19 protein-coding genes and 1 tRNA gene are annotated in these 26,282 nt (G+C 62.9%); 14 read left to right on the plus strand and 6 right to left on the minus strand.

Annotation, left to right across the window (positions count from 1 at the left end):
- The first annotated feature begins 224 nt into the window (after positions 1–224).
- The 5 genes from ACQR13_RS29245 (at position 225) to ACQR13_RS29265 (ending at position 6,093) form a co-directional block, all read left to right on the plus strand.
- Positions 225–1,913 carry a methyl-accepting chemotaxis protein gene (locus ACQR13_RS29245; RefSeq protein WP_316171756.1) on the plus strand — a complete coding sequence of 563 codons (1,689 nt, stop codon included), beginning with the start codon at positions 225–227 and terminating at the stop codon, positions 1,911–1,913.
- 452 nt (positions 1,914–2,365) lie between these two features.
- On the plus strand, positions 2,366–2,908 hold the full coding sequence (locus tag ACQR13_RS29250; protein WP_315754875.1) for a YeeE/YedE thiosulfate transporter family protein: 543 nt from the start codon (positions 2,366–2,368) through the stop codon (positions 2,906–2,908).
- 10 nt (positions 2,909–2,918) lie between these two features.
- Entirely contained in the window at positions 2,919–3,476 is a 558-nt protein-coding gene (locus tag ACQR13_RS29255; RefSeq protein ID WP_315718301.1) for a YeeE/YedE thiosulfate transporter family protein, read from the plus strand.
- Between the two features lie 48 nt (positions 3,477–3,524).
- Positions 3,525–3,866 carry a rhodanese-like domain-containing protein gene (locus ACQR13_RS29260; protein WP_315718300.1) on the plus strand — a complete coding sequence of 114 codons (342 nt, stop codon included), beginning with the start codon at positions 3,525–3,527 and terminating at the stop codon, positions 3,864–3,866.
- 259 nt (positions 3,867–4,125) lie between these two features.
- Complete coding sequence (locus ACQR13_RS29265) at positions 4,126–6,093, plus strand: methyl-accepting chemotaxis protein (RefSeq protein WP_316187105.1); 1,968 nt, start codon at positions 4,126–4,128, stop codon at positions 6,091–6,093.
- A gap of 98 nt (positions 6,094–6,191) precedes the next feature.
- Here the strand turns inward: ACQR13_RS29265 and ACQR13_RS29270 are convergent, their stop codons facing one another.
- Positions 6,192–7,031 carry an SDR family NAD(P)-dependent oxidoreductase gene (locus ACQR13_RS29270; protein ID WP_315754829.1) on the minus strand — a complete coding sequence of 280 codons (840 nt, stop codon included), beginning with the start codon at positions 7,029–7,031 and terminating at the stop codon, positions 6,192–6,194.
- Positions 7,032–7,182: 151 nt separating this feature from the next.
- Here ACQR13_RS29270 and ACQR13_RS29275 point away from each other — a divergent pair, with 151 nt between their 5' ends.
- On the plus strand, positions 7,183–7,572 hold the full coding sequence (locus tag ACQR13_RS29275) for a response regulator (protein ID WP_315718298.1): 390 nt from the start codon (positions 7,183–7,185) through the stop codon (positions 7,570–7,572).
- Positions 7,573–7,677: 105 nt separating this feature from the next.
- Here the strand turns inward: ACQR13_RS29275 and ACQR13_RS29280 are convergent, their stop codons facing one another.
- On the minus strand, positions 7,678–7,905 hold the full coding sequence (locus ACQR13_RS29280) for a hypothetical protein (RefSeq protein ID WP_315754828.1): 228 nt from the start codon (positions 7,903–7,905) through the stop codon (positions 7,678–7,680).
- A gap of 227 nt (positions 7,906–8,132) precedes the next feature.
- On the opposite strand from ACQR13_RS29280, the gene ACQR13_RS29285 reads away from it, so the two are divergent.
- Positions 8,133–9,368 (plus strand): GGDEF domain-containing protein, encoded by a 1,236-nt coding sequence (locus ACQR13_RS29285; protein WP_434863485.1) that lies wholly within the window; start codon positions 8,133–8,135, stop codon positions 9,366–9,368.
- 21 nt (positions 9,369–9,389) lie between these two features.
- Entirely contained in the window at positions 9,390–10,019 is a 630-nt protein-coding gene (locus ACQR13_RS29290; protein WP_434863499.1) for a peptidoglycan recognition protein family protein, read from the plus strand.
- A 75-nt stretch (positions 10,020–10,094) separates the two neighbouring features.
- Here ACQR13_RS29290 and rpoH read toward each other — a convergent pair whose 3' ends face one another.
- Together rpoH and ACQR13_RS29300 are read right to left on the minus strand one after the other, a co-directional pair.
- Positions 10,095–10,994 carry an RNA polymerase sigma factor RpoH gene (gene rpoH / locus ACQR13_RS29295; RefSeq protein WP_315754871.1) on the minus strand — a complete coding sequence of 300 codons (900 nt, stop codon included), beginning with the start codon at positions 10,992–10,994 and terminating at the stop codon, positions 10,095–10,097.
- A 219-nt stretch (positions 10,995–11,213) separates the two neighbouring features.
- Complete coding sequence (locus ACQR13_RS29300) at positions 11,214–12,194, minus strand: RluA family pseudouridine synthase (protein WP_434863500.1); 981 nt, start codon at positions 12,192–12,194, stop codon at positions 11,214–11,216.
- Between the two features lie 31 nt (positions 12,195–12,225).
- Here ACQR13_RS29300 and ACQR13_RS29305 point away from each other — a divergent pair, with 31 nt between their 5' ends.
- The 6 genes from ACQR13_RS29305 to ACQR13_RS29330 all read left to right on the plus strand — a co-directional run bounded on the left by ACQR13_RS29305 (position 12,226) and on the right by ACQR13_RS29330 (position 19,638).
- Complete coding sequence (locus tag ACQR13_RS29305) at positions 12,226–12,564, plus strand: hypothetical protein (protein WP_316183578.1); 339 nt, start codon at positions 12,226–12,228, stop codon at positions 12,562–12,564.
- 404 nt (positions 12,565–12,968) lie between these two features.
- Positions 12,969–13,043, plus strand: a tRNA-Glu gene (locus ACQR13_RS29310).
- A 901-nt stretch (positions 13,044–13,944) separates the two neighbouring features.
- Positions 13,945–16,254 (plus strand): sensor histidine kinase, encoded by a 2,310-nt coding sequence (locus ACQR13_RS29315; protein ID WP_434863486.1) that lies wholly within the window; start codon positions 13,945–13,947, stop codon positions 16,252–16,254.
- 3 nt (positions 16,255–16,257) lie between these two features.
- On the plus strand, positions 16,258–17,364 hold the full coding sequence (locus ACQR13_RS29320) for a hypothetical protein (RefSeq protein ID WP_434863487.1): 1,107 nt from the start codon (positions 16,258–16,260) through the stop codon (positions 17,362–17,364).
- 4 nt (positions 17,365–17,368) lie between these two features.
- Positions 17,369–18,115, plus strand: a complete 747-nt coding sequence (locus tag ACQR13_RS29325; RefSeq protein WP_434863488.1) for a hypothetical protein — start codon at positions 17,369–17,371, stop codon at positions 18,113–18,115.
- A gap of 98 nt (positions 18,116–18,213) precedes the next feature.
- A complete protein-coding gene (locus tag ACQR13_RS29330; protein ID WP_434863501.1) occupies positions 18,214–19,638 on the plus strand; it encodes an Eco57I restriction-modification methylase domain-containing protein in 1,425 nt (474 codons plus the stop codon).
- Positions 19,639–19,827: 189 nt separating this feature from the next.
- On the opposite strand, the gene ACQR13_RS29335 is transcribed toward ACQR13_RS29330, so the two are convergent.
- The gene (locus ACQR13_RS29335; protein WP_434863489.1) at positions 19,828–21,024 is read right to left on the minus strand and encodes a cytochrome P450; all 1,197 of its coding nucleotides are present in this window, start codon (positions 21,022–21,024) and stop codon (positions 19,828–19,830) included.
- A 363-nt stretch (positions 21,025–21,387) separates the two neighbouring features.
- Positions 21,388–26,157 (minus strand): DUF3320 domain-containing protein, encoded by a 4,770-nt coding sequence (locus ACQR13_RS29340; protein WP_434863490.1) that lies wholly within the window; start codon positions 26,155–26,157, stop codon positions 21,388–21,390.
- Positions 26,158–26,282: the final 125 nt, after the last annotated feature.

A 26,282-nucleotide genomic window follows, 5' to 3' on the forward strand; every position in this document is an offset into this window, starting at 1 on the left:
CGTCACGCCGGAGCGCAGATCGCGTAGTCCGCGGATTGGCCACAGGAGATGCGTGCCGAACACGGCATTCGGACCATCGTGCCCGATCATGACGTTGGTAGATTCCAGTCTGGAAATCCCGCCCGTTAACCAATTTGCGAAGGTCGGGTGATACCGTCGCGAGGGGACGACGCAATCATGCGGCGGACCGATACGAATCGCCGGGACTACGAAAGGCACGCGTGATGTCGCAACTCTCCATTCGAGCAAAAATGGCGGCCGTCATTGCGCTGCTGCTGGTGGCGATGACCATCGTCGGGTTGCTGGCCGTCCGCGGCATGCAGACAATCAATACGCATACCGAACAGATCGCCAAGAACTGGCTGCCGAGCGTGCGCGTGCTCGGCGAGTTGCGTTCGGCGATCAATCTCAATCGGGCGCAGCTGCGAGCCTACATGACGGCAGATACGACTGAGGAGAAGGACAATCTCGACCGCAACATGAAGGCAACGCTCGCCGTCATCGCGACGGCGCGCCGCTCCTATGAGGCGATGATCTCGTCGGCCGAGGAGCGCAGCCTGTTCGAGAGCTGGTCGCGGGGCTGGGAGCAATATGTCAAGGCTGCCGATGGTGTGCTCGAGGTGCTGCGCGCAGGGAACGGCAACGCGACCAAGCAGGCGAGCGATCTGTTCAACAAGACGGTCCGGAGCGTCGCCAATCAGTCGGACGAATTTCTTCGAAAGCTGATTGACCTCAACAATCGTGGCGCCGACGCCGAAACCAAGATCGCCGCGGATGGCTATGCCGAGGCATTTGCATTGATGTCGACGGTCATCGTCCTTGCCGTTCTCACCGGCATCGGCGTCGGAAGCTGGTTCGTTCGCGACATTTCCCGGTGCATCGCTTCCATCATCAGGCCGATGCAGGCGCTCGGTGAGGGTAACCTGGCGATCGAGATCCCCTATCGCGGTCAGAAGACCGAAGTAGGCATGATGGCCGACGCCCTGGAGGTTTTCAAGACCGCCTTGATTGCGAAGAAGCAGGCCGACGATATCGCTTCGAGAGAGGCAGAGGTGAAACTGGAACGCGGCCGGCGCCTCGACGAGATCACTGGCCGCTTCGAGGCCGTGGTCGGCGAGATCGTCGACACCGTGTCCACGGCATCGAGCACTTTGGAAGGTCACGCCGGCGGGCTCAGCAACACGGCGAGCCGCGCACAGAACCTGGCCACATCCGTCACCGCGGCTTCCGAGGAAGCCTGCACCAATGTGCAGTCGGTGGCATCTGCGACCGAGGAGCTCTCCGCGTCCGTCAACGAGATCAGCAGGCAAGTCCAGGATTCAGCCCGGATGGCCAATGAGGCGGTGGCACAGGCCCGCAGGACCAATGAACAGGTCAGCGAGCTCTCGAAGTCCGCTGCCCGCATCGGCGACGTCGTCGAGCTGATCAATACGATTGCCGGACAGACCAATCTGCTCGCGCTGAATGCAACGATCGAGGCCGCACGCGCCGGCGAGGCCGGCCGTGGATTTGCGGTGGTCGCATCCGAGGTCAAGGCGCTGGCCGAGCAGACGGCGAAGGCCACGGGCGAGATCGGCCAGCAGATCTCCGGCATCCAGTCCGCCACCCAGCAATCGGTCGGTGCCATCCGCGACATCAGCATCACCATCGAGAAATTGCAGGAGATTTCGTCGACGATCGCATCGGCCGTGGAGCAGCAGGGCGCTGCCACGCAGGAGATCTCGCGGAACGTCCAGCATGCGGCGGCGGGAACGCAGCAGGTCTCAGCCAACGTTGCGGATGTGCAGCGCGGTGCCGTCGATACCGGAGCCGCCGCGTCCCAGGTGCTGTCCGCCGCGAAATCGCTGGCCAACGACAGTGCCAGACTGAGCATGGAAGTGAAGAAGTTCATCGCCGGCGTGAGAGCCGCCTAGGAACTCGCAGCGACTGAGAGCCGCGCAGACCCGATCTCGCCGCCATTCGCCGGCCCGCGTCGGAGTGCTGGACAGGTGCGCAGGCCCGGCCACCACGCGCCGGGCATCGCTTCTGCGTTGGCCTGCGAGCCTCATCTCGAGGACTTCTCCCGCGGCCGCGGCAAGCGGCGCGACCGAGTCGCGTGGTGACGATGGACCTGCGAGAGGCCGCGCCGACATGAACAGAGCGTGGGGCTGCGGCGGATCATGCTCCACTGCGGCTTGCTCGGGCCTGCCATCCCCGAGGTCGTCCGTGCCGCTGATTCCTCGCCGTCACGCTGCCGCAGGACCTCGCCTTTCACCTATCGGCACCGGCCGATTTATAATTGCATAAATTCGAATATATGCATATAGTGGCGTACGTCGGTCGCGGCGCTGGGCCGCGTCAGCAGGGAGGACCCGTCGTGGCAATGATGAACGACGTCATGGTCAAGGATCTGGGCGAGTCCGGGCGCATCGACTGGTCGCCTTATCTGGTCGGCGCCGGCATCGGCATCCTAAGCTGGGTGGCCTTTGCCGGGTTCGGCGATCCGCTCGGCGTGACGACGGCGTTCTCGCGCATCGCGTCGCTGTTCGCCGTGCCGGTGATCGGATCCGACGCCGTCGCCGCCAACAGTTATTGGAAGTCGATGCCGCTGAAATGGGATTATGGCGTCTGGTTTCTGGTCGGCATTCCGCTCGGCGCATTCCTGTCCGCGGTCATCTCCGGCACGTGGCGACTGGAGCTGGTGCCAGAGGTCTGGAGGGAGCGCTTTGGCCCGTCGGTGTTCAAGCGCTTCGTCGCTGCGTTTCTCGGCGGCATCGTCATCATGTATGGCGCGCGTTTGGCCGGCGGCTGCACCAGCGGCCACGGCATTTCAGGCGGTCTGCAACTGGCGCTGTCGAGCTGGCTGTTCCTCGCCGTGATGTTCGCGACCGGCCTGGTGGTGTCGCGCGTCATGTTCCGCAAAGCATAGGAGAAGGGCCATGACGTCATTGATGAGCATCGCCGGTCCGCTGTTGATGGGCGCCGTGTTCGGCTATCTCCTGCAGCAGGGCAAGGTCACGAGCTGCAACGTGATCGAGAACCAGTTCCGGCTGCGCGACTTCACCGTGCTGAAGGTGATGGGCACGGCGATCGTGGTCGGCGGCATCGGCGTTCTGCTGCTGGTCGATACCGGCAACACCAAGTATTACGTCAAGGACGCCAACATGCTTGCGGTCGCGCTCGGCGCGGCGCTGTTCGGCGTCGGCATGGTGGTTTACGGCTACTGCCCGGGCACTGCGCTCGGCGCCATTGCCAGCGGCAGCGTTCATGCTGCAGTGGGCGCTTTCGGCATGATCGTCGGGGCGATCCTCTATGCGCTGAGCTTCGACTGGGTGAAGGCCCATGTCCTGAATGTTTGGGCGCTCGGCAAGGTGCGGCTGCCCGACATCACCGGCGTGCCGGATGGCGTCTGGTTCGCCGCGCTCGCGATCGGTGCAGGTGCGTTCTTCTTCTGGGTCGAAGCGTCCGCGGCCAAGGCGAAGCGGACACAGGGCTAGGCTGAGTCGCCCGAGTGCCCCTATGTCAAACAGTGAGAGGTTCCTCCCATGCTATCAGGACTGTTCAGCAGGTTGACCGGGTCGACCAGCGTGCCGGCGATCGAGCATGATGAGCTGGTGCGGGCGCATCAGCAGCGGAGCTGCGTCATCGTCGACGTGCGCGAGCCGCATGAGTTCAAGGGCGGCCACATCCCCGGCGCCGTCAATCACCCGCTGTCGCGTTTCGACCCGGGCAGCCTCGTGCACGACAAGCCGGTGGTTCTGATCTGCCAGGCCGGCGGCCGCTCGGCCACCGCCCTGCGGCGGGCGCTGTCGGCCGGGCGGCAGGATATCCGCCACTATGCCGGCGGCATGAGCGGCTGGCGGGCGCGCGGCGGTCCTGTCGCCTGAACGCGCCCTGCCGGACAGGTCGGACGCTCTGCTCTGTCAGCATGTTCCGACGGGACTTGTGAAGGGTTGAGGTGAAGTGATCTGCAACCAGCATGGATTGCGGCAGGTTAAGAGCAAAGTGTGCGGCGGAAGGCTCCGATAGCCGTTCCCGCCCCGCAGCAGCTAATTTGTTGTTGGTCCAGTCCATTGGTTGACTCGTTCAGGAATAATTAGTTGCAACGCTGCAATACTCGAACACCGGTCGACGTTCGAGGATCGCATGTTGAAGTTTGTTGGCTTGAGAACCCGGATCACCCTTTCTCTGGTGATCGGTGCGGCAGCGACGGCCCTCTTCGTGCTGCTGGTCGCCATGTGGATCATCGGCGGCATCATCGACCGCGCCAATGAGCGCGAGCTCCACGCCCAATATGACGCCTTCAATTCGCGCCTGCAGCTGGAGTCGACCCGCGCGGAAGCCATGAGCGCGGTGGTCGCCAAGATCCCCGCAGTCCAGGACGCCATGGCGCAGAACGACCGCGACGCCTTGATGCGGCTGTTCGGCGCGGGCATGGCCAGCCTGAAATCCGATTACGGCGTCGACCAGTTTCAGTTTCACACGCCGCCAGCGATGTCCTTCCTGCGGGTGCACCAGCCGGCCAAGTTCGGCGACGATCTGTCGGGATTCCGCAAGACGGTGGTGGCCGCCAACACCGACCGCAAGCCGATCGTCGGGCTGGAGGGCGGCGTTGCCGGCCTCGGCCTCCGCGGCGTCGTACCGATCGTTTCCGCCGGCAGGCATCTGGGCTCGGTCGAGTTCGGCCTGACCTTTGGCCAGAACTTCTTCGACGAGTTCAAGCGCAGCCGGAATGTCGAGGTCGCGTTCCGCCTGGCTGGCGACACCGGCTTCAAGCTGTTCGCGACGACGATCGGGGAGACCTCCTTCTTCGCAAGCGGCGACTATCGGGAGGCATCGGCCGGCAGCTTCCTGTCGCGCCAAGGACAGCTCAAGGGTGTTCCGGTCGTCGCGCTGCTGGGCCCGATCAAGGATTTCTCCGGCAAGCCGATCGGGGCCGTCGAGATCATCATGGACAACAGCGAGTTCATCCAGGCTCGCAATCGCGCCGGGGCGTTGGCGATCGGGATGACGCTGGCCGGCCTCGTGCTGATCGCGCTCGCCGGGCTGTTGATCGCGCGCGGCATCTCCCGCCCGATCGTCCAGATGACGAGCGCGATGCGCGAGCTCGCCGACGGCAACTTGGACGTTCGCGTCCCGGCCGACTGGCGCAAGGACGAGGTCGGACAGATGGCACGCGCCGTTTCGATCTTCAGGGACAACGCCGTCCGGATGAGGGATCTGCAGGCGGAGCAGGAGAAGGCCCAGGCTCGTGCCGAGGAGGACCGGCGCCGCATGCTGATGGAGGTGGCCGATGGCTTCGAGGCCAGCGTCCGCGGCGTCGTCGACGCCGTGTCGGCTGCGGCCATCGAAATGGAGGCGACCGCCCGTTCGATGTCGGTGACGATCGATCAGTCGAAGCAGCAGGCCCTGACGGTATCGCAGGCGTGCGGCTCCGCGTCGGACAATGTCAACACCGTTGCCTCGGCGGCCGAGGAGCTGTCATCCTCGATGAACGAGATCAGCAAGACGCTCGAGCGTGCGTCGTCCGTGGTTCGCAAGGCCGCGGACGAAGGGCAGCAATCCAACGACAAGGTGCAGCGGCTCAACATTGCGGCCAGCAAGATCGGCGAGGTCGTCGCACTCATCACCCAGATCGCCAGCCAGACCAATCTGCTGGCGCTGAATGCGACGATCGAGGCCGCGCGCGCCGGCGAGTCGGGCAGGGGATTCGCCGTCGTCGCTAGCGAGGTGAAGACGCTGGCGACCCAAACGGCCAAGGCGACCGAAGAGATTGGTGCTCAGATCGCCGCGGTTCAGGCCGAAACCGCCGCCGCGGTCCAGAGCATCGGTATGATCTGCACCACGATCCAGGAGGTCGACGAGATCTCGACCATCATCGCCTCATCGATCGCGCAACAGGACGCCGCGACCCGCGAGATCGCCGGCAATGTGAACGTCGTCGCCGGCAAGACCCAGGACGTCACGCGCAACATCGCGGGCGTCACGTCCGGGGTCGTGCAGACCGGCCACGCCGCCAACGAGGTGCTGTCGGCGGCCGGCGAGCTCGCGCAGCAGTCGACCCGGCTGCGTAGCGAGGTCAACCAGTTCCTAGCCCATATCAGGGCGGCCTGACCGGTCGTTGGGTGGCTGAAGTATCAAGCTCGCCGACACGCCGATCGCTCCGGCGTAGCCACGGGCGCGAGCTGGGGTGGGGGCTCCTGTCCCGTGGCTCATCCCTGCTTCGCGGCCGCCTTCTCGAGCCGCTTCGCCATCACGCGCCAATAGGTGCCCGGCATGAAGCGCTGCAGGAGATCCATGAAGCGCGCATCGCCGCCAATCAGGATGCGGGGCTCATTGCGCTCGATGCCCTCGATGATCCGCAACGCGGCGTCGCGCGGGCTGGTCCTGGCAAGCCGCTCGAACCGCTCGATGGCCTGCACGCGGCGCGCATTGTCGGTCATGCCCTGGCCGGCGCGGGCATTGCGCGCAATCGCCGTGGCGATGCCGCCGGGATGCACGACGGACAGCCGCACGGGACTGCCGGCGGCTGTGAGCTCGTGACGCAGGCTCTCGGAAAATCCCCTTACCGCGAACTTTGCCGCGGCGTAGGCCGATTGACCGGGCGGAGCGATGATGCCGAAGATCGAGGACAGGTTGACGACGTGCGCTTCGCGCTGGCGCGAAAGATGCGGCAGGAACGCGCGCGTGCCGTGCACGACGCCCCAGAAATTGATGTTGAACAGCCACTCCATCTCCGCCTGATCGATCTCGGCGAAGCTGCCGAACAGTGCCACGCCAGCATTGTTGACGACGATGTTGAGGCCGGGATGCGCGCGGGTCGCGTCTACTGCGAACTGGGTGACTGCAGCCACATCGCTGACGTCCAGCCGGTGCGTGGTCACCTTGCGGCCGGTTGCGGTGAGCTCGGCGGCGAGGCTTGCGAGGCCCGCCTCGTCGCGGTCGGCGAGCGCGAGATCGCAACCGCGGGCCGCCAGCTCCTGCGCCAGCGCACGGCCAATGCCGCTGGCTGCGCCTGTCACGGCGGCAGATGCGCCTCGAATGATCGTCATTGTCGCTTCACTCCCCTGATCGACCGGTTCTACGTGCCTGTTCCAATTGCAGCTGGGTTTTCGGCCACTTTTTCTGATTGGAACCGAACCATCCGGCCGTTCAGCTTTTAACTCACATTACTTTGCGAGCACACATTCGTGGAGGACCTGCATGGGACAGTCGCAACCTTTTCGCGCCACCGCACTGATCGTGGAAGACGATCTGGCGCAGCGCGAGATGATCACGCTGCTGCTCGAAGAGAGCGAGTACGACGTGATCGCGTGTGAGAGCGCGGAGGCCGCCGAACTCGTCCTGAACAAGCCGGGTCATCGCATCGTGCTGCTGATGACCGACGTCAATCTGGCGGGCCGCATGAACGGGGTCGAGCTTGCCCATCTCGCCAAGGCGCGTCACCCCCACATCAATGTGGTCGTCACTTCTGGCCGGCCGTTGTCGCAGCCGCTGCCGGGCGGCACGAAGTTCTGGAGCAAGCCGTGGGCGCCGCTGGACGTGCTGCGCGAAGCCGAGGTGACGCTCGAGCGCACGCCCGATATCAGGTGAGGCGTGTTGCGTGGCAACCGCCGACCGGTGGAGACGTAGGATCGGCTAGCGGGTCGAGCTGACTGAGAGCCGGGTGGAAGCCGCGCTCCCACCCGGGAAGTGCAACTACTTCTTCTTGGCAGCCTTCTTGGTCTTCTTCGCAGCTTTCTTGGTGGCCTTTGCGGCCTTCTTCGCCTTCTTCGCCATGGAATCCTCGTCAGGAGTTGATGGATTGCAACGCGACTTCGAGGCTTCGCTGGCGCACGCCAGCCATGCATCAGCCTCGGGTGTCGATCCCAGCAGATTCGCGAAGCTCTGCCTCACGCTGTCACCAGCGTGGTTGCGCTTATCCACAGCTCGATGCATTCGCCGGCCAGTTGCGCCACTGGCGCTGGGGGCGTGACAAGGTTAGCGGATCGTAAAAGGTGTCTTCATTGATTCAAAACCAAGGCGCAACCTTGGTTGGGCCCTTGAGGAACCGTTAACTGCGCCGCGCCCATGTTGCCTCGAGCAACAGGGTAGCTCATGAGCGCGGCGTTATTGAACATCGAGGACAGGACCTGCGGCGTCCTGCTGTCGGGATGCTGAACGTTCCGACGCTGTGGACCGCCTTCGTGGTCAATTTCCTCGCGTTGGGCCTGATCTGGGCCTACGTGATGCGCAGCTATCCCAATCTGGATTCGGCGCGGTACTGGACGGCATCTGCGTTCATGTGCGCGCCGGCGGCGGCGTTCGCGCTGACGCGGTTCTATTTCGGCTCGTTCGTTCCGCTGCTGGTCGGCGGCTCGCTGATGACCTTCGCGATCTGCCTCGCGGCGATGGGCGTCGAGCGCTTCTATGGCTCCAGGGCGTCGTGGCGACTGAGCTTGACCGTCGTCGCGATGACCTGCTCGTCGATCGCATTTTTCCAATACGGATACGACCACGGCCCGCTGAGGATCCTGTGCTACTCGATCGGACAGGCGGTCCCCATGGCGATCATCGCGCGGCTGGTGCTGGATGCGAGGCGCGGGCCCGTCAATCCGGGAGCGCGGCTGGCCGGCCTGCTGTCCGTTCTGATCATCGCGGTGTTTGCCGCGCGCTCGATCGGGGCGTTCATCGGCGCCGATTTCAATTTCAGCCGCTCCACCAGCGGTCAGGCCGCCGCGGTGCTGCTGCTGATCTTCCTGTCGATGTCGCTCAATTTCGGCTTCCTGCTGATGGCGGTGGACCGGCTGCGCAACGAGGTCGCCGACCTCGCGCTGCTCGACGATCTCACCGGCGTCGCCAACCGCCGTCACCTGATGCAGCGCCTGAGCGAGGAATGCGCGCGCGCCGAGCGCTCGCGGCGGCCGTTCGCGCTATTGGTGATCGATCTCGACGGCTTCAAGATCATCAACGACACCCATGGCCATGCCGCCGGCGATGCCTGCCTGCAGCACTTCACGCTGATGGCCCAGACCCGGCTGCGCCCCGGCGACATGCTGGCGCGCACCGGTGGCGACGAATTCTGCATCGTGCTGCCGGCGTCCGCCTTGCGCGAAGGCGCGATGATCGCGCGGCGCATCCTGCAGGTCTGCCGCGACGATGCGGAGGCCTGTGCCGGCGCCGAGGTGCCGATCGAGGTCTCGATCGGCGTCGCCGAATGGACCGAGGATGTCGGCGCATTCCCCGACCGGCTGATGGCGCGGGCGGACCAGGCGCTCTATGCCGCCAAGAAGGAGGGCAAGAACCGCTATGCCGTCTTCGCCGCCGACCACGAGACGCCGGCACTGGCGCCGGACCAGATCGAGCCGATGATGGCGCCGCCGCGTCGGCAGGATGCCGCCGCCGGGTAGCCGGTGCTATCGTTGCCGACCATGAGGCCGGTCCCGTTCTCCCACCGCGCAGCGCTCGCGCTGCTTCTCGTCGCGCTGCCTCTGCCTGTTGCGGCTGAGGATCTCACGTCGCTCGCCCGTTCGTCCGGCACGCCGGACATCCCGGGACTGAAGATGGTCTGGCTGGCGCCCTGGGGCGATCCGCACCTCGCCCATCCCTGGACCAACATCATCGTCCACCAGACCGAGGGTCCGGCCGGGTCGGCGCGAGCCGGGGCGCTGGCGCAAGCCAAGAACCCGAAACGGCGCGGCGTCACCGTGTGGGTGGAAACCGACGGCACGGTGTATTGGGCGGTGCCGGAAACCCTGGTGACCCTGCATGGCGACGGCGCCAACCGCAACGACAACCGCTATATCGACAACGGCCCCACCTATCGCAAGGTCGTGCGCGACAATTCCATTGGCGTGGAGTTCGCCGGCAACTATCCCGACGTCACCACGCCTCCGACGGACGCCCAGGTCGCCGCCTGGCGCGTGCTCTCGAAGCTGCTCCGGCTGCGCTATGGCATCGCCCGGGAGCGGATCTATGCGCACAACTGGATCGACTACAAGGACGCCCGCTACTGCGAGGGCTGTGCGCTCGCCGAGCTCGCCCGCGCCGCGCCCGACTAACTGCACCTAACAAGAAGCCGGCGTCTCCGCCGGCTCCGATCGCATCCAAAAACCACCTTCAAGCAAGCCGCGCGTCTAGTGCGCGGCCTCCAGGGCCGCCGCCTCCTGCCTGGCGATGGCGCCCTTGACGGCGGACTGCACCTTCTCGAACGCGCGCACCTCGATCTGGCGCACCCGCTCGCGCGACACGCCGAACTCGGCCGCCAGGTCCTCGAGCGTCATCGGCTCGTCGGCCAGGCGCCGCGCCTCGAAGATGCGGCGTTCGCGGGCGTTGAGCACGCCGATCGCGCCGTTCAGCGCCTGCCGCCGGTGGTCGTATTCCTCGTGCTCGGCCATGATGGCTTCCTGGTTGGGCGTATTGTCGACCAGCCAGTCCTGCCATTCGCCCGCTTCGCCGTCGTCGCGGATCGGCGCGTTCAGCGAGGCGTCGCCGCCGAGGCGGCGGTTCATGTCGACCACGTCCTGATCGGTCACGCCGAGGCGCTTCGCGATCAGCTTGACCTGATCCGGATGCAGATCGCCTTCATCCAGCGCGTTGATGCGGCTCTTGGCCTTGCGCAGGTTGAAGAACAGCTTCTTCTGGTTCGCGGTGGTGCCCATCTTCACGAGCGACCACGATCTCAGAATGTACTCTTGTATCGACGCCTTGATCCACCACATGGCGTAGGTGGCGAGGCGAAAGCCCTTCTCGGGCTCGAACCTTTTCACCGCCTGCATCAGGCCGACATTGCCTTCCGAAACGACTTCGGATATCGGCAGGCCGTAGCCGCGATAGCCCATGGCGATCTTGGCCACGAGCCTGAGGTGGCTGGTCACGAGTTTATGCGCTGCGTCGCTGTCGTCATGCTCGCGCCAACGCTTGGCGAGCATGTACTCTTCCTGCGGTTCCAGCATCGGGAACTTGCGGATCTCGGCGAGGTAGCGTGAAAGTCCCGATTCTCCGTTGAGAACCGGCAGTGTAGCTGTACGGGCCATCGAGCGCCCTCCAGTTGGTTCAGGCCCCCGATAGCGGCGGGCCAGGCAAAGCGGTCGCTTGGTTAAAGCCGGCCGGTTTGCGACGTTCCATGCGTCGACCATTCGACGCAGGCGCAACATACACCATTTTCGCCCCCCGGTGGAAGGATTCCGGGGGTCACGACCCCGTGTGGCTCCATTAAGTTTTTGACATGCTTGCGTTTTTCTGAAGGTCCTGCGTCATAGCGCCGCTCGCAAGGCGCGCCCCAAAAGAGAAAGATCCTCCGGAAGCTCCGATTCCCAGCGCATTATTTCTCCCGTCCGGGGGTGCTCGATCACCAGCAGATAGGCGTGCAGGGCCTGCCGCCCGAGCGCCGCCAGCGCGTCCCGCGCGGCCGGCGCGAGCTGGTTCGCCTTGGTCTTGAAGTGCGGGCCATAGACGGCATCGCCGAGCAGCGGATGGCCGAGATGGGCCAGATGCACCCGGATCTGGTGGGTGCGCCCGGTCTCGAGATGGCAGGCGATCAGCGACGCCGCCGGCTTGCCGTCGCGGCCAGGAAAGCTCTCCTGCACCTCGTAATGGGTGATGGCCTCGCGCCCTTTTGCGCGCACCGCCATCTTGTCGCGGGCATGCGGATGCCGGTCGATCGGCGCATTGATGGTGCCATGCGGCCGGTGCGGCACCCCCCACGCGAACGCCAGATAGCCGCGCTCCATCGCGCCGGTGCGGCCGTGGTCGGCGAACTGTGCGCTGAGCGAGGCGTGCGCGTGATCGTTCTTCGCCACCACCATCAGCCCGGTGGTGTCCTTGTCCAGCCGGTGCACGATGCCGGGCCGCTTGACCCCGCCGATCCCGGAAAGACTGGCGCCGCAATGCGCGATCAGCGCGTTCACCAGCGTTCCCGTCTCGTGTCCGGCGGCGGGATGCACGACGAGGCCGGCCGGCTTGTCGATGACGACGATGTCGTCGTCATCGTAGATGATTTTCAGCGGGATCGCCTCGGCGGCGGGCTCGGCCGGGACGGCCTCCGGCACGTCGATTGTGATCGTGTCGCCGGCGGCGACGTGATAAGCGGGGTCCCGCACCGCCGCCGCGCGGAGCGACACCTGGCCGGCCAGGATCAGCGCCTTCAGCCGCGACCGCGACAGCTCCGGCAGCCTGGCCGCGAGCACGCGATCGAGCCGCGGCGAGCCTTCGTCGCCGGCGACCGTGACCGTCATCAGACCGTGGGATTGTGAAGTCGAGATGTCCATGAATTCTACCGTTGCGCCCGAGCCGTCCTCGCCCGAGCAGGCCCAGCTGATGGCGCGGCTGCGGCGCATGATGATGATCGCGGGCGTGACCACCTCGATCGCGATCGCAGTGCTTCTGGTCGCCATCGGCTACCGCCTTTTCCGCGGCGAGGGAAGCACGGCGTCGGGCCCCGACCTCACCGCCATGCTCCCGAAGGGCGCCCGCATCGTCGCCACCGGCACCGCCGGCGACCGCCTGGCGGTGACGCTCGATGTCGGCGGCACCACCGAGATCCGCACCTTCGACGCCAAGACCCTCAAACCCACCGGCCGCCTCCGCTTCGCCGTGGAGCCGTAAGGGCAGGGCGGTTTCGCCCGGCCGCCAGCCATTTTTTGCGCTGCTGCCCCATCCTGTCCACTCGGGCGGTCAGCGCCTCCCCCGCCTGCGGGGGAGGTCGCATCGCATCGAAGATGCGATGCGGGTGGGGGAACTTCTCTCCACTGGCACCGGCGCCCGCGGCGCCCCCACCCCAACCCTCCCCCGCAAGCGGGAGAGGGCGCCCACCGCCGCCTTGGCCGGCTGTTTCCATCCTATGATGGCCGATCCCTTCGCCACCCGGGCAGTCCACTCCCCTCCCCCTTGCGGGGAGGGGGCGGGGGTGGGGGTCCCCACGGGGAAAGATCTTCGGGGCACCCAATCCCACAAATTCTGCATCCCCGTCTTGCGGCGCGGCGCGTTCAAGGCTATGCGGTTCACCTCACGCTCCCTTCGTCTAGCGGTTAGGACGCGGCCCTCTCAAGGCTGAAACAGGGGTTCGATTCCCCTAGGGAGCGCCATTCCCCGGCGCTCAACCCTCGATCTCTGACCTGCACGCGCGGCTCCTCAGCCTCGCGGCGCGCTTTCGCGTCCGAGCTTTGCTCTCGGGCACGCCCTTCAACAGAAGGGCGCAGGGAAGGCCGGGTGCAGGCCGCACCCATGGCCCGCCTGCAGAAAAGAAAGCAGGCGGCAGTCACCACAGGATTGGCCGGTACACGCCGGCCTTCCCTGCGCGATGGGTTGAACGGCTGCTCCGTGCTCTCCCAGGGGACCGGGCTTGCTTGCCCCCGTCATCGGGATGTCGCCGACCAAGACACCAGCGTCGGGGTGTCGGGACCACACGGCTTGACCGTCCGCTTGGGGTTCGTTCGTCCGCACGCGAAACGCGCACTGCGACCCCAGGCGGCCACCGCATCTCCCGCTCCACGGTCCGTGACGATCGCGAAACGCCCCTTCAGCGAGCAGGAGACGGCGAGGAGCATCGATCTGATTTGCCCGACGACACAAGGCCGGATTTGCCCGACGGAATGCGGCAAACTGGCACGACGGGCAGTTTGGGTATGGGTGGGATGCGCAACGCTCGGCTTCTTGACGTCGGACATTCTTGGAGCGCAATTCACAAAGCTACTGCGTAAAGCCGTGCGACGATCGCCGGGCGCATATATTCTAAGGCAGTTGCACGACGGTACCGCATCGCCCACCTTACGAACTTCGCATATGCTTGCACCCTACCGGGGGAAGTCATGTAACGAGGTTGAGGTGCCCTGTCGAACTTGTTGTCCGATCGAAATGCGTACCGATGCGTCGCTCGCACGTCCCCGCTCCCGTGCCAAGTCCGCCACTCGCACGGCCATCCTAGCGCGAGAACGGCGTATTAATGAATAAAGAGTAACTTGAGCCTCAGCGACTACGAGCGACTTCATGACGACTTTTTCGGTTGACACTCATCTTTTTCGCGAATTGGGAGAGCTGTTGGTCGGCAGAGACTCAACTGCACTCATCGAGCTCATCAAGAATGCCTATGACGCCGACGCAACTTCAGTCGTGGTATACGCCGAATCGTTGTCTCACTTGGGGCGCGGCTTCATAACGATTCGCGACAATGGCATCGGAATGTCTGAGGCGGAATTCGAGAGGGGCTTCCTGACCATCGCCTCACGAACGAAGGACGATAGAGCGCGTCGATCCAAAGTCTTTCAGCGCCGCTACACTGGTCAAAAAGGCGTTGGTCGCCTTGCCGCTCATAAGCTGGCCAGGCGATTGGAGATAACCTCAACTAGATGGTCCGGTGAAAATGACCGAGGGCGCCATCCCGGACATTTGCCTGCCGAGGGAGAGACCGTGGATGCCGTGATCGACTGGGACAAGGTTGAGGCGAGCAAGACACTAGCGGAGGTCAACGACACTGACGCCATCTCGGTCCGATCAATTCAAACTCACCAGAAGTCGGCTGGTACATCGATCACGCTCCGCAACCTACGCCGCAATTGGACCCCAACAGAACATGGTCGGTTTCTAGAAGAATTGCAGGCTTTTCAGCCTCCTCCCTCATTGACCGAACCGCTACCCAGGAATGTATCAAAACAGCTTCTGTTCGCGTCTCCTCAAGTTCGCGATATCGGGCAGGCTGCGGGTAATCGATTCTTCGTCGAACTAGAGGGCGAACTCGCTCCTCCGGATGACTATTGGACCTCTATCGTGGAGGCCGCCAATTGGATCATCGAAATCGACGCAGATCGGAAAAGTAAGCAAGTCCGCTTCTCTATTGCTCCAACGTCTTTGACCTTGGATGACGAAACTATCGATGCTGTATCGCGCGAATTTGTCATGCCACATCCTTTCCCAACTCTGGGGCCTTTCTTCCAAGCGCGCATTTTGAAGAGAACCGGAAGAGGTCCTAGTGGCTCACTGAAACAGTGGGCCGGCAGATCCAGCGGCATTCGTGTGTTCATGGAAGGCTTTCGAGTTCTTCCATACGGTGAGCCTACCGACGACTGGCTTCAACTTGATAAAGAAGTTGCGGAGCGAGGCCGTTGGCATCTCGATTCGGATGCGGATGTCGCGGCTCAGTTGAGTGAGGCGGAGAAAGACCCAAAGGCAGGCTTGAATCACTTACCGAACAAACACTACTTTGGCGCGGTATTTCTGACAGAACGTGATTCTTTGGGGTTGCAGATGCTCGTTAATCGTGAGGGGTTTATTCCGAACCAGGCTTTTGCAACCCTTACGTCGATCGTCCGTACGGGAATAGACCTTTCAACCCGCGTTCAAGCAGCAGCGACTGAGAGGAAGCGTGCTGATAGAAGAGTTCAGCGTCGGACACCGGATGGGTCTGTCTCCTATCTATCGCCTACCCAATTGACCCAACAGCGCATGAGCGAAGCCAAGGCTCATGCCGCGAAAGCTCGAGAGCTTGTTTCAGCTGGCAAGGTCGAGTCGGCCAATAAGGAGATCCTTTCGGCCCTCTCAGGGGTGGAAGAGATTGCGAGCAGTGCCGAAGGGGCGTCGCAGGAGCTGGCGATGTTTCGAGTGCTGGCCTCTGTTGGTACCCAGGTCGCGTCGTTCATTCACGAGATCAATGGGCTTCGTGATATGGCGACCGCCGTGGAGCGCGCCCTAACCAGCATATTGGACATGCCGGGACTTCCCCGAGAGCACAGGCGCGAGATAGCTGCCCTGCAGAGGGACGTTGGCGATTTGAAGCGTTCAGTTGAGCGACAAGCAGCCTATTTGATCGACGTGGTTACGCCGGACGCTCGTCGACGACGCTCGCGTCAATCAATTTCAAATCGTTTCGACACTGGAGCAAGATTGGTCTCCGGTGAAGCGGAGCGACGAAAGATCAAGATTCTTAACAAGATTCCGCACGACCTAAAATCGCCGCCAATGTTTGCGGCTGAACTGACGACAATTTTTTCAAATCTTCTTTCGAACGCGGTGAAGGCGGCGGGAAACGGGGGAACCATTCGAGGCACTGCGCGGCAGCGCTCTGATGGCACTCTTCAAGTCCGAGTTGAAAACACTGGACAGGTTGTCAAGGCGCGTGACAGAGAGCGATTCTTCCTGCCATTTGAGTCTACAACCACCAGCGTTGATGCCGCTCTCGGCCAGGGGATGGGACTTGGGCTTACCATTACGCGGAGCATGTTGGAGGAATATGGCGCCACCATTCAATTCGTGGAGCCCACCAGCGGTTTTGCGACAGCGCTAGAGATCATATTTCCGGAGTAGGCTATGGTCAAGCAGGGGGGAGTTATCCTCATAATTGATGATGAGGACGGACGAGTTACAAAGCGCATGCTGGGAACGTCAATCGAGTCCACCGTGCGCCACCCAAATGATGTAACTGCTAGCGATTTGCGCAAAGCAAAGCTCGTGTTGGTCGACTACAAGCTTGAGCATTGGCCACAGAGAGACGTGCTCGCGACGCCTTCTCTGAAGCCAAAAGATGGAATCTCGCTTATTGCTGTGCTTCGTTCCAATTTGGCGGGCAGTACTAGCCCCGTCGCATTTGCTTTGAACTCCGGCGCACTCAAGCAATTGAACGCCGGGCGTGATCCGAACGGCAGCGAACACGCCATCGCACGCGCCATTGATGTCGAATGGGTATTTTCAAAAGGCTCAAACCGCGAACATTTTCCTTTGGCTGTTTCTCGGCTGGCTGAGGCTGTTAAGTCTCTTCCTAAAGATTGGACTGACAGCTCTAAGACTAGAGATATGCTGAATGACCTGTTGGCAGTGCCGTCACGTGCAACTTGGCGCCAATCGGCCATTGAAGCCATCGATCGGTCCTATCCGCCGCACGATATCATGATCGGCAATGGGTCGGGCATTGCAGTGCTCCGCTGGCTCCTACACGTCATTTTGCCGTATCCGACCTTTTTGCTTGATGAGCGCTATCTTGCAGCGCGATTGTGGATCGAGCCGACATCATTTTCGCGACTTATGAAAACCGAACGAGACGATATTCGTCGCGTTCTCGGATTTTGCGAGTACAAAGGGATACTGAATGGCTTTGCGGGCCTAAGATGGTGGCGACCCGGAATCGAGCAATGGATTTGGGACAACACCAAGGGGAAAGCATTTGATCGGGAAGCGGTTCAACAGCTCGTCGCAGACCGGTTGACAAGAAAAGCAAGGTTTAGCGAATTGAATAACCCTGTTATTTCTGTCAGCTCGAATTTGCAGCCTAGCGATGACCTGACCGAGCTTTCCGAAGCGGTCGAGATCAAACCTGACGGTTGGCCACCGTTCGCCGAGTGCGCATGGATAGCTGCAGTAAACGCTAGCGATCCCGCATTTGTTGGTTTGATACCCCAAATCGAAAAGAATAAGTTTTGAGACAATGACAGCGCTGCGATTCCAATTTCAGGATGTTCTGAACGAGGTGAGTTCATTCAACGAACTTGCAAGGAAGTACATTGCGCCGGCCTCGCTGGAGGTTTTGCCGCGCTTCTACCAAGCGCTCGAGAACTACCGGAACATGCCAACCAAAGAGGCTATTGATTGGAAAATAGCCGATTCGTGTCCGCTCTGTACGATTCCCGCGAAGGAGTATGAACCTGGTGGAGGAGGCCATAGAGCGATAGTTGGTGAGATTACCTGTATTTGGCGGATCAAACGGGAACCCCTCAAAAAGACTACCCAACCAGCCAAGCACTTCAGCCTAATTGGGAATGCCTCAACGAGGGTTCGCCTAAAGTATCCGGCAACCGACAGCGAACCGGCGCAAGAGGTTGCAATGTGGAGAATGGAGGTGGCAGACGGGAAAGCTCCTGGATGCTATTTTCATGTACAAATTCTTGGGCAGTCGGATGAGCTTCCGTTTCCTAAGTCGATCCCAGTGCCTCGCCTGCCTTCAATTATTTTGACGCCGCTCGCCGTAGCTGAATTTGTCTTGGCAGAGTTGTTTCAGGACGCATGGGGAAAGCACACCGCAGCTCTCGTGCCGCACTTACAACGCTGGGCGCCGATTCAGCGTGAGCGGCTCAAGCGCCTTCTGTACTGGAAACTAAAGGAACTTGAGCAGACTTCGGGTTCCCCTTGGTCGGCTCTTAAGGCCGCTAAGCCAGACCCCGCTCTTTTTATTTAACAGGCTGAGGGGAAATGAAACCCGCCAACTTCGCTTCACGGGTAGTGACCGTACCCACTTCTTGTGTAGTGCAGACTCCGCCATCTCTCGCTGCAGCAATGGTAGCTGCTCTAGGCCATGACAAGGCCGACAAATGGCTTGAGCCTTGCATCGGACATGGTGCCCTCTTGGCCGCCCTCTCACAGATTGGCGTCGGAAGAGATCAAATCATTGGCTTGGATGTCGACCCATGCGAGCGGGCAAACGATCGTCTTGCATCCGTCCGTCGAGGGAAAGAGTTTTTGCGGTGGTCTAATCGAACGCGCTTAAGATTCGATAAGATCGTCGCCAATCCTCCCTATATTGCACTGGAACGTCTAGATCCGACTATCCGCGATGAAGCCGTGAATGTGTCTCTGTCGAATGAGATCAGGGTAACGTCAAACGGAAATGCTTGGTACGCGTTCCTTTGTGCGGCAATTCGATTGTTAAAGAAGGACGGGAGCCTATGCTTTCTGTTACCTGCAGCATGGGATTATGCGAACTACGCCGCATCGTTACGTAACTCCATTTGGAGGTATTTCACGGCCGTCGATATCTTTCGTACTGCAACCCCCGTCTTCCGAGCTGAAAATGTTCAGGAGGGATCGATTGTACTCGTTGCAAGAGGGCGCCGAAACGAAAATGGAGGAGGTTTACAAAGGGTTCTACGGCACGAAATTCACGCGATCGACGATTTGGTCGAGGCTCTCTCGTCCAATCGATCGAGGAGCGCACGAGGACCTAAACTGCTTGCAGCACCGGCGATCATGCATCGGAGAGTCAAGCGTGAACTGCTTGGGAGTCTAATATCTGTACGGCTCGGCACTGTAACCGGTGATTCGTCCTATTTTCTTTTAAATGAAAGCCGGCGTAGCGAGCTAAGGATTCCGGTCTGCGCAGTGAGACCCGTCCTCTCCAAAGCTAGACATTTGTCGTCAGCTAAGATTACAGCGTCTCAGTGGGAGGCTCTGAAGGACGCGGACGAGAGAGTGTGGCTTTTCTATCCGGGGGCGAAGAGCTTGCGGAATAGATCTGTTCTATCGTACCTCGAATACGGATTAAGCGGTGGATGCAAGGTCGATAACCACAAAGTGTCAAGTCGGCAACCATGGTTTCGCTGCTTGGGAGTCGCTGCGTGCGATGCCTTTGTTAGCGGTATGTCAAAAACAATGCCGACTCTGAGTATTTGTGCAATGCCGCAGCTGGCAGCTACTAATACGTTGTATACTGTTAGTTTTAGAGACCCGAACTTAAGCGAGCAAGGCCGGTTAGGAATAGCTATGTCCCTACTTCAGTCGGACGTACGAAAGCAGTTAAGGAGCTACGGTCGAACCTACGCAGACGGCCTTTTAAAGCACGAACCCTGTGATCTTCTTCGCTTGGAGGTGCCCGCTGTTGGGGAGGTAAGGGCTAACTGGAGCAAATATCGCCTTGCGCTCGAGGCTTTGAAAAATGGTGACGAACATACAAGCTCACGTATCGCGGATGATTGCTTGTTCTAGTCGATCTCGATGGGGCAGTCTCATCGCACACATCTTCCATCTTGCCGTTGACTTGCTGCAGGGCATGGCGCCTCTCCGGTTTGCCAGCTTCATGGCTGCGTCAAAATCGTGCTGAGTGATCCGGGCCGGTAAATGCATATCTTAAATGCGGCGGGTGCCATTGCAAGAAGAACGCCCGCCGCCCCGTTCCTACTGCAACCTCACTGCCAAGTTCACCGGCCCCCGAAAACCAAATCCATGCCACCGCACGCTGGCCGCATCCACCAGCTCCATCTTCGGAAACCGCTCGAACAGCATCGGCAGCAAAATCGCGCCGACGGTGCGGCGGGAGAGGTGGGCGCCGGCGCAGTGATGAGGGCCGTTGCCGAAGGCCTGGTGGGGGTTGGGGTCGCGCAGGGCGTTGTAGTGCTCGCCGTCGGTGAACAGCTCCTCGTCGCGGTTGGCGGAGGCCTGGATGGTCATCACGGTGTCGCCCTTCGGGATCAGGCAGCCGCGGATCTCGGTGTCCTCCATCACCAGGCGTGAGCTCGCCTGGATCGGCGCCACCCAGCGCACGCCTTCCTCGAAGGCGGAGCGCCATTTGTCCTGCGCGCGCACCGCGGCGAGCTGCTCCGGATTGGTGAGCAGGCCGTAGAGGATCGTCAGCAGCGCGTCGCGCGGCTCGTTGATGCCGCCGCCGATCGCGATCTTGATGTTGGCGATGATCTGGCTCTCGGGGATCGGGTTCTTCGCGTTGACCATGAATGACAGCGCGGAGGAATCCGGCGCGGCGCGCACGCGCGCCATGTTGGCGCGGATGCAGCGGTCCATCTCGGCGTTGGCGATGTCGGACGCGTCGAATGGCCCCGGCGTCCAGCCGAAATTGCCGGCGCCGTCGATCAGCGCCTGCGACCAGCGCTGCATGTCCGCATCGCTGGCGTCGGGAATGCCCATCACTTCAGCGAGGATGCGCGCGGCCAAGGGGCCTGCGAGGGCGGGGAACAGATCGACGATCTCGCCGCGCGGCAGCCGGTCGAGATAATCAGTAGCGAATTTGGTGTAGAGCGGCTCCCAGACGGCTTCGATCGTCTTCGGCATCAGGGCCGGCATCATCGCCATCCGCTCGGCGCGGTGCTCGTCGTGATCCTTGCGCATCAGGGTATGCGCGAGGAAGGCGCGCTTCATCGGCGTGTTCGGATCGTTGGACGAGAACAGCGACGCATTGTCCTTCACATATTTGGTGTCGGCCGCCTTGGTGAGGAACGTCCGGCCCACCGACTTGACCCGCAACACCGGCGCTTCGCGGCGCAGGCGCCGGTAGATCGGATAGGGATCGCGCGTCAGCTCCGCGATGGTGATGGTCTCGTCCAGGGGAGCCAGGGTCTGAGCCGGGGTCGCGGTCGGCATGGGGCGCTCCTGTTGGATGCGGGCCAGCGCGTGTCTCGCCTCAAGGATAGTGGCCGGGACGGACCCGTGCAATCCTGGTCCGATGCATTGGCCGGGACGAGCGTCCGTGCTGAACGAATTCTGACCTCGCCTGTTCCGTTCCTTCAGCGATTCCGCGGGTTTGCGGTGACAGCCGGAGGGGCGACATTCCGCCCTGCGGGGCGTCAGCTCCGACATCGTCGGCGCTCCACCGCCATTGCAGGACGCGGATGGATCGCGAGATCGTCGTTGCCAGCGCCTCTGCGCAACGCGGTGCGACGTGCGCTCCGCGGGGCGGCTGTGACGCGGCGTTCGGGCCGAGAATCCCGGCACGCATTCAGCCGGTCAGTCCTGCGCCGCCGGCGAGGCCTCCTGCGGCCTGGTCAGCAGCGCTCCTTCGCGGCGCAGGTGTCCTGCGTCGAGAAGACTTCTGAGACTGCCCTGCACGGTCTCCCGCAGCTGGGCGCTGGTCGACCCGAAGCCGAACAAGCGGGCCACCGCCTGGATCAACTGGTCCTCCTCGGCACCGAAGTTCTGCTCGACAATCTGCATGATGGCCGCCTTGATCTCATCCGGCGGCAGCATCTCGGGCTTGCGCAGGGACTGCGATTGCACGTCCTCGCGCGTGCGGACGACGATCGCCTGTCCGGGCACGGCGTAGAACGGACCTCCGGCGATCTGTCCCCTCGCAACTGCCGATCCCAGCGCCGCTCTCACGGCATCGCGGATGCGATTGCCGGCGCGGGCAAGGCCCCAGGCCGATCTGATCCGGACGATGATTTCCGATTCATGCACCGGCCCCTCGATGGCGACGATCTCGACGACATGCCGCGTCATGTCGGCAAGCGGCGTCTCGTGCGGCTCGATCTCCCGACGGACGCGCAGCTTCGCCTCTTCATAGGGGGCCACCGTCGGTGCCTGTGCGAGGATCTCCTGAGGGCGCTGCTCGGTCTGCTCCGGCGCCGGCACATCGGAGGTTGCCGGAGGCTCGGGTTGAGCTCGCGCAGTCCCTTGGTCGATGTCCCGCCAATGCGCCTTCGCAGCGTCGATCGCGCGGAGGACTTTCTCGGTTTCCTCCTTGGGACGGAGAAACCAGTCGGTCGACCAGATGCGATGCAGCACCCAGCCATGCGCTTCCAGCACATTCTGCCGCAGGCGGTCGCGGTCTCGCGCCGAACGAGACGCATGGTACTGGGCGCCGTCGCATTCGATTCCGAGCAGGAAGCGGCCCGGCTTGTCGGGATCGACGACAGCGAGATCGACGAAGAATCCGGCGGTGCCGATCTGGGTCTTCACATCGTGGCCGAGCGCCCGCAGCCTTGCGGCGACCTGCTCCTCGAACACCGAGTCGGGATCGCGCCCGGTCTCCTGCGCGATGCCGAGCCGCCCCGTCTGCGCGAAGGTCAGGAACGTCTTCAGCGCCGCGATGCCGCGGCCCTTGGCGCGCGACAGGTCGATGTCGTCGCCGGTGATCGACGAGAACACCTCGCATCGGAGCTTGGCGCGCGAGATCAGCACGTTCAGCCGGCGCTCGCCTCCGTCCGAGTTGAGGGGACCGAAGCTCATCGAGACGAAACCTTCCTTCGTTCTCCCATAGCCGATGGAGATGAAGATGACGTCGCGTTCGTCGCCCTGGATGTTCTCGAGGTTCTTCACGAAGAACGGCTCGCTGGCTCCGCGGACGAAGAAGCTCTCCGTTGCCGGGTTTTCCTTGCGCAGGATTTCGAGCTGATCCTGGATCGCCTGGCGCTGCGCCACCGAGAAGGTCGCGACGCCAAGGCTTCGGTCCGGCGTCTCGCGCGCATGGCGCATGACGGCCTCGGCGACGAGCCGCGCTTCCCTGGGGTTGGTCCGGCTGCTGCCGCGTTCGTAGTGTGCATCGGGGTTGTAGTTGAACTTCAGCCCCATTCCCGCGACGGCGTCGTACGGGCTCGGCACGATGAACAGCCGGTTGTCGTAGAACTGCTTGTTGGAAACGGCGATCAGCGACTGGTGTTTGCTGCGATAGTGCCAGTTCAGCATCCGATGCGACAGGCCCTTGGCAAGGCAGAGGTCGAGAATGCTCTCGGCGTCCTTGACCTGGAAGGTCGGCTGATCCTCGTCGTCATTGTCCTCGTCGTCGTTACCTGTCAGCTTCGCGAAGAAGCGCGTCGGCGGCAGCTGCCGCTCGTCGCCGACGACCACGATCTGCCGGCAGCGCGCGACCGCGCCGAGCGCGTCGACCGGCTCGATCTGCGAGGCCTCGTCGACCACCAGAAGATCGAAGGCGATCGCGCCAGGCTTGAGGAACTGTGCCACCGACAGCGGGCTCATCAGGAAGATCGGCTTGATCTGCTGAATGACCGGACCTGCCCGTTCCAGGAGCTGGCGGATGGGCAGATGATTGCGCTTCTTGGCAAGCTCGCCGTTCAGCACGCCGAGCGGCCCGATGCCGCCGGCGTTGCGCGGCAGGGCCGCGGCATGCTCGTGAGCGATCTGATCGCGGGCCAGTTGCATCCGCGCGACGTCGAGCTTGCGGAAGCCATCGACCAGCCGATCGTGCGATTCGCCGTCGAAACGTTTCAGTTCAGGATGATCGGCGAAGATCACGCTGCGCATGGCGTCGTAATAGGACCGGTCGAAGGCGGCTTCGAGCGCGTCGCCCGGCAAGGAGCCGTCGAGCGTGCGGTCGACCAGCGCGGCGAGGCCTTGCGCGCGCGCAAGGCGGACCCGGTCCATGAACGCGATCCAGCGGGTGAGGCGCTCGGTCGCGCTCTGCCACTCCGACAAGGTCTGCGACAGGCCGTCCAACCGGATCTGGTCGCCGGCGTCGAGCGGGATGCGGGCAGGCTCCAGCTGGAGAAAGTCGATCAGCCTGCCGAGGCCGGACCTCAGACTTGCGAGGTCGTGGTTGAGCTGTTCGATCGATTGCCGATCATCGGCCGACAAGGCCAGCTGCGTCAGCCGCTGGCGCGTTTCGTCGTTTGCGAACGGCTTGGGGAATGCACTCCACCAGCTCGCCAATCTGGAAAGCGCATCCCAGTCCGACCGTTCCTTCTGCCACGCCGTTCCGAATGCGGTGCTGCCGGCAGCTTCGACCTCCGCGAAGGACCGGCGTGCGGCTTGCGCCGCGATGAGGCCGTCGAGCAGCAGAAGCCGCTGCTCGAGCGTTTTCGGCATCGGCACCTTCAGGTACGAGGCCAGCAGCGCCACCTGCTCGCGATAGCGCGGGCTGAGCAGGCGCAGCCAGGAGCGGCCCTTCTCGGCGATGACCTTGCGGCACTCGGCGATCGGTGCATCCCAGGCGGCCTCGACGAAGGCGCTCTCGAAGGCCGTCCTCAATTTCGCGTAACGCAGCCCCTTGTCGATGATGTCCGTGATGAGTCCGGTCTGGCTCCAGACGCCGTCGCGGAAGGACGTCCGATCGCACTCCGGCATCGCGGCCGCGGCCTCGGCGAAGGCGAGTATCCCCGCGGCATCGGCCAAGGTGGCCGGCGGCGGGAGATCGAGCAGCGTGCCGAGGCGGGCCGCGCCTGTGGATACGCTGCCGACACCGCTCGAAATGTCGCCCAGCGAGCTGCGCAGCTCGGTCATTTCGGCGGGATCAAGCGCGTCGCGGCCGACACCGCGCCAGGGATGCAGGTGAGGCGCGCCGTCGGCCGCAATTCGTCCGGCGAGTTCGGCGATCAGCTCACGCCGCCGCTCCAGATCCAGAGGAGACCAGGAGGGGGCGCCCTGCAACGGATAGGGAGGCTGCGCGGAGTTGTCCCCGCAGCGCACGAGATGACCCAGCAGCCTGAACGGTGTCAGCTCGCTCGGCTGATGCGGCTGGTGCATCATCTCCGCATGCCGGTTGAGGCCGTCACGGCTGTCGGTCAGGCGCTGCACCAGCGTGGCTTCGCCGCGCGGGACCGCGACCTCGGCCGATTTGCAGCGCCTCAGCTCTTCGAGCAGAACGCGCTTGTTGGCCTTGTTGGAGTGCAGCTCCAGCGCGAGCGCGCCGAGACCGACATGCTTCAAACGCCGGTGCACGACCTCGAGCGCCGCCATCTTCTCGGCGACGAACAGCACCGTTTTCCCCTCGGCGGCAGCCGACGCGATGATGTTGGTGATGGTCTGCGATTTGCCGGTTCCAGGCGGTCCCTTGACGACGAGGTCGCGTCCGCGGACCACTTCCTCGATCACCACCGCCTGCGACGAATCGGCATCGACGACGTGGTTCATCGCCACTGGCTGGATGACGGAATCGATCTTTCCGTCGTCGGCCACGATCGGCTCCGCGCCCTCGAAACCGTCCTGAAGCAGCGCTGCGATGAGGGGGTGACGATCAAGGCCGCCATCTGCGGGCCAATTCTCTGGATCCAGATCGCGATACATCAGGAACTTGGAGAACGAGAAGAAGCCGAGGACGATCGCGTCCGTCCTGACCTCCCACCGCTGTTTGTTGGCGACCGTCTCCGCGACGCCGGCGAGATAGGCCGCGATGTCGACATCGTCCTCGTCGCCAAAATCCTCGATCTTGAGTCCGAACTCGGCGTCGAGCTTGGCCTGGAGCGAGAGGTTCGGCGACGGCGGCTCAGCGCGCGAGACCAGGTGAAACCGATCGGCGGCGCTGCTGCGTTCCAGACGGACGGGCAGCAGGACGAGCGGCGCGAAGCGCTCGACATCGGATTTGTCGTCCTCGAACCATTTCAGTAGCCCGAAGGCGAGATAGAGGATATTGACGCCCTGTTCTTCCTCGAGCGTTCGTGCGTCGTACCAGATATCCAGCAGGCGCTTCTGCAGCGCCTCCGATGACAGCCGGGTCCTGAGCCGGGTGTCCGGCTGCCGCGTCTGCGACTCCGAATCATCACCTTCCTGGTCCACCTTGGTGGTCGGCGTGTCGGATCGAGGTGCCGGCACGCTCAAGGGCAGGGTGCCTTCCGCCTCCGCCGTCTCTGCCTTCGTCGGAAGGAACGTGAAGCGCTTGCCTTCGCCGAGAAGCTCGAAGAGCGCAGCAGAGCGCGCGCCGACGATGTCGATGGTGCGGATGGTCTTGGTCTTGAGCGGGATGTGCACGAGCCGGTTGCGCGTGCCCAGATCGAGCAGCGCGCGCCGGTCCGCCAGCAATCGGTCTCGTACGGATGTGGTCGCCACGTGCAATCCTCCTGCGATTCGAGGATTGCAACCCGGAATGATCGCGGTCAAGCATCCGGCGCGGTGGAGAAGGGGTCAATGAGCGATGGTTCATCTTCCCCGTGAAGAGGTCTCATCTCCCAATC

The organism is Bradyrhizobium sp. HKCCYLRH3059 (assembly GCF_051168035.1).
Lineage (GTDB): Bacteria > Pseudomonadota > Alphaproteobacteria > Rhizobiales > Xanthobacteraceae > Bradyrhizobium.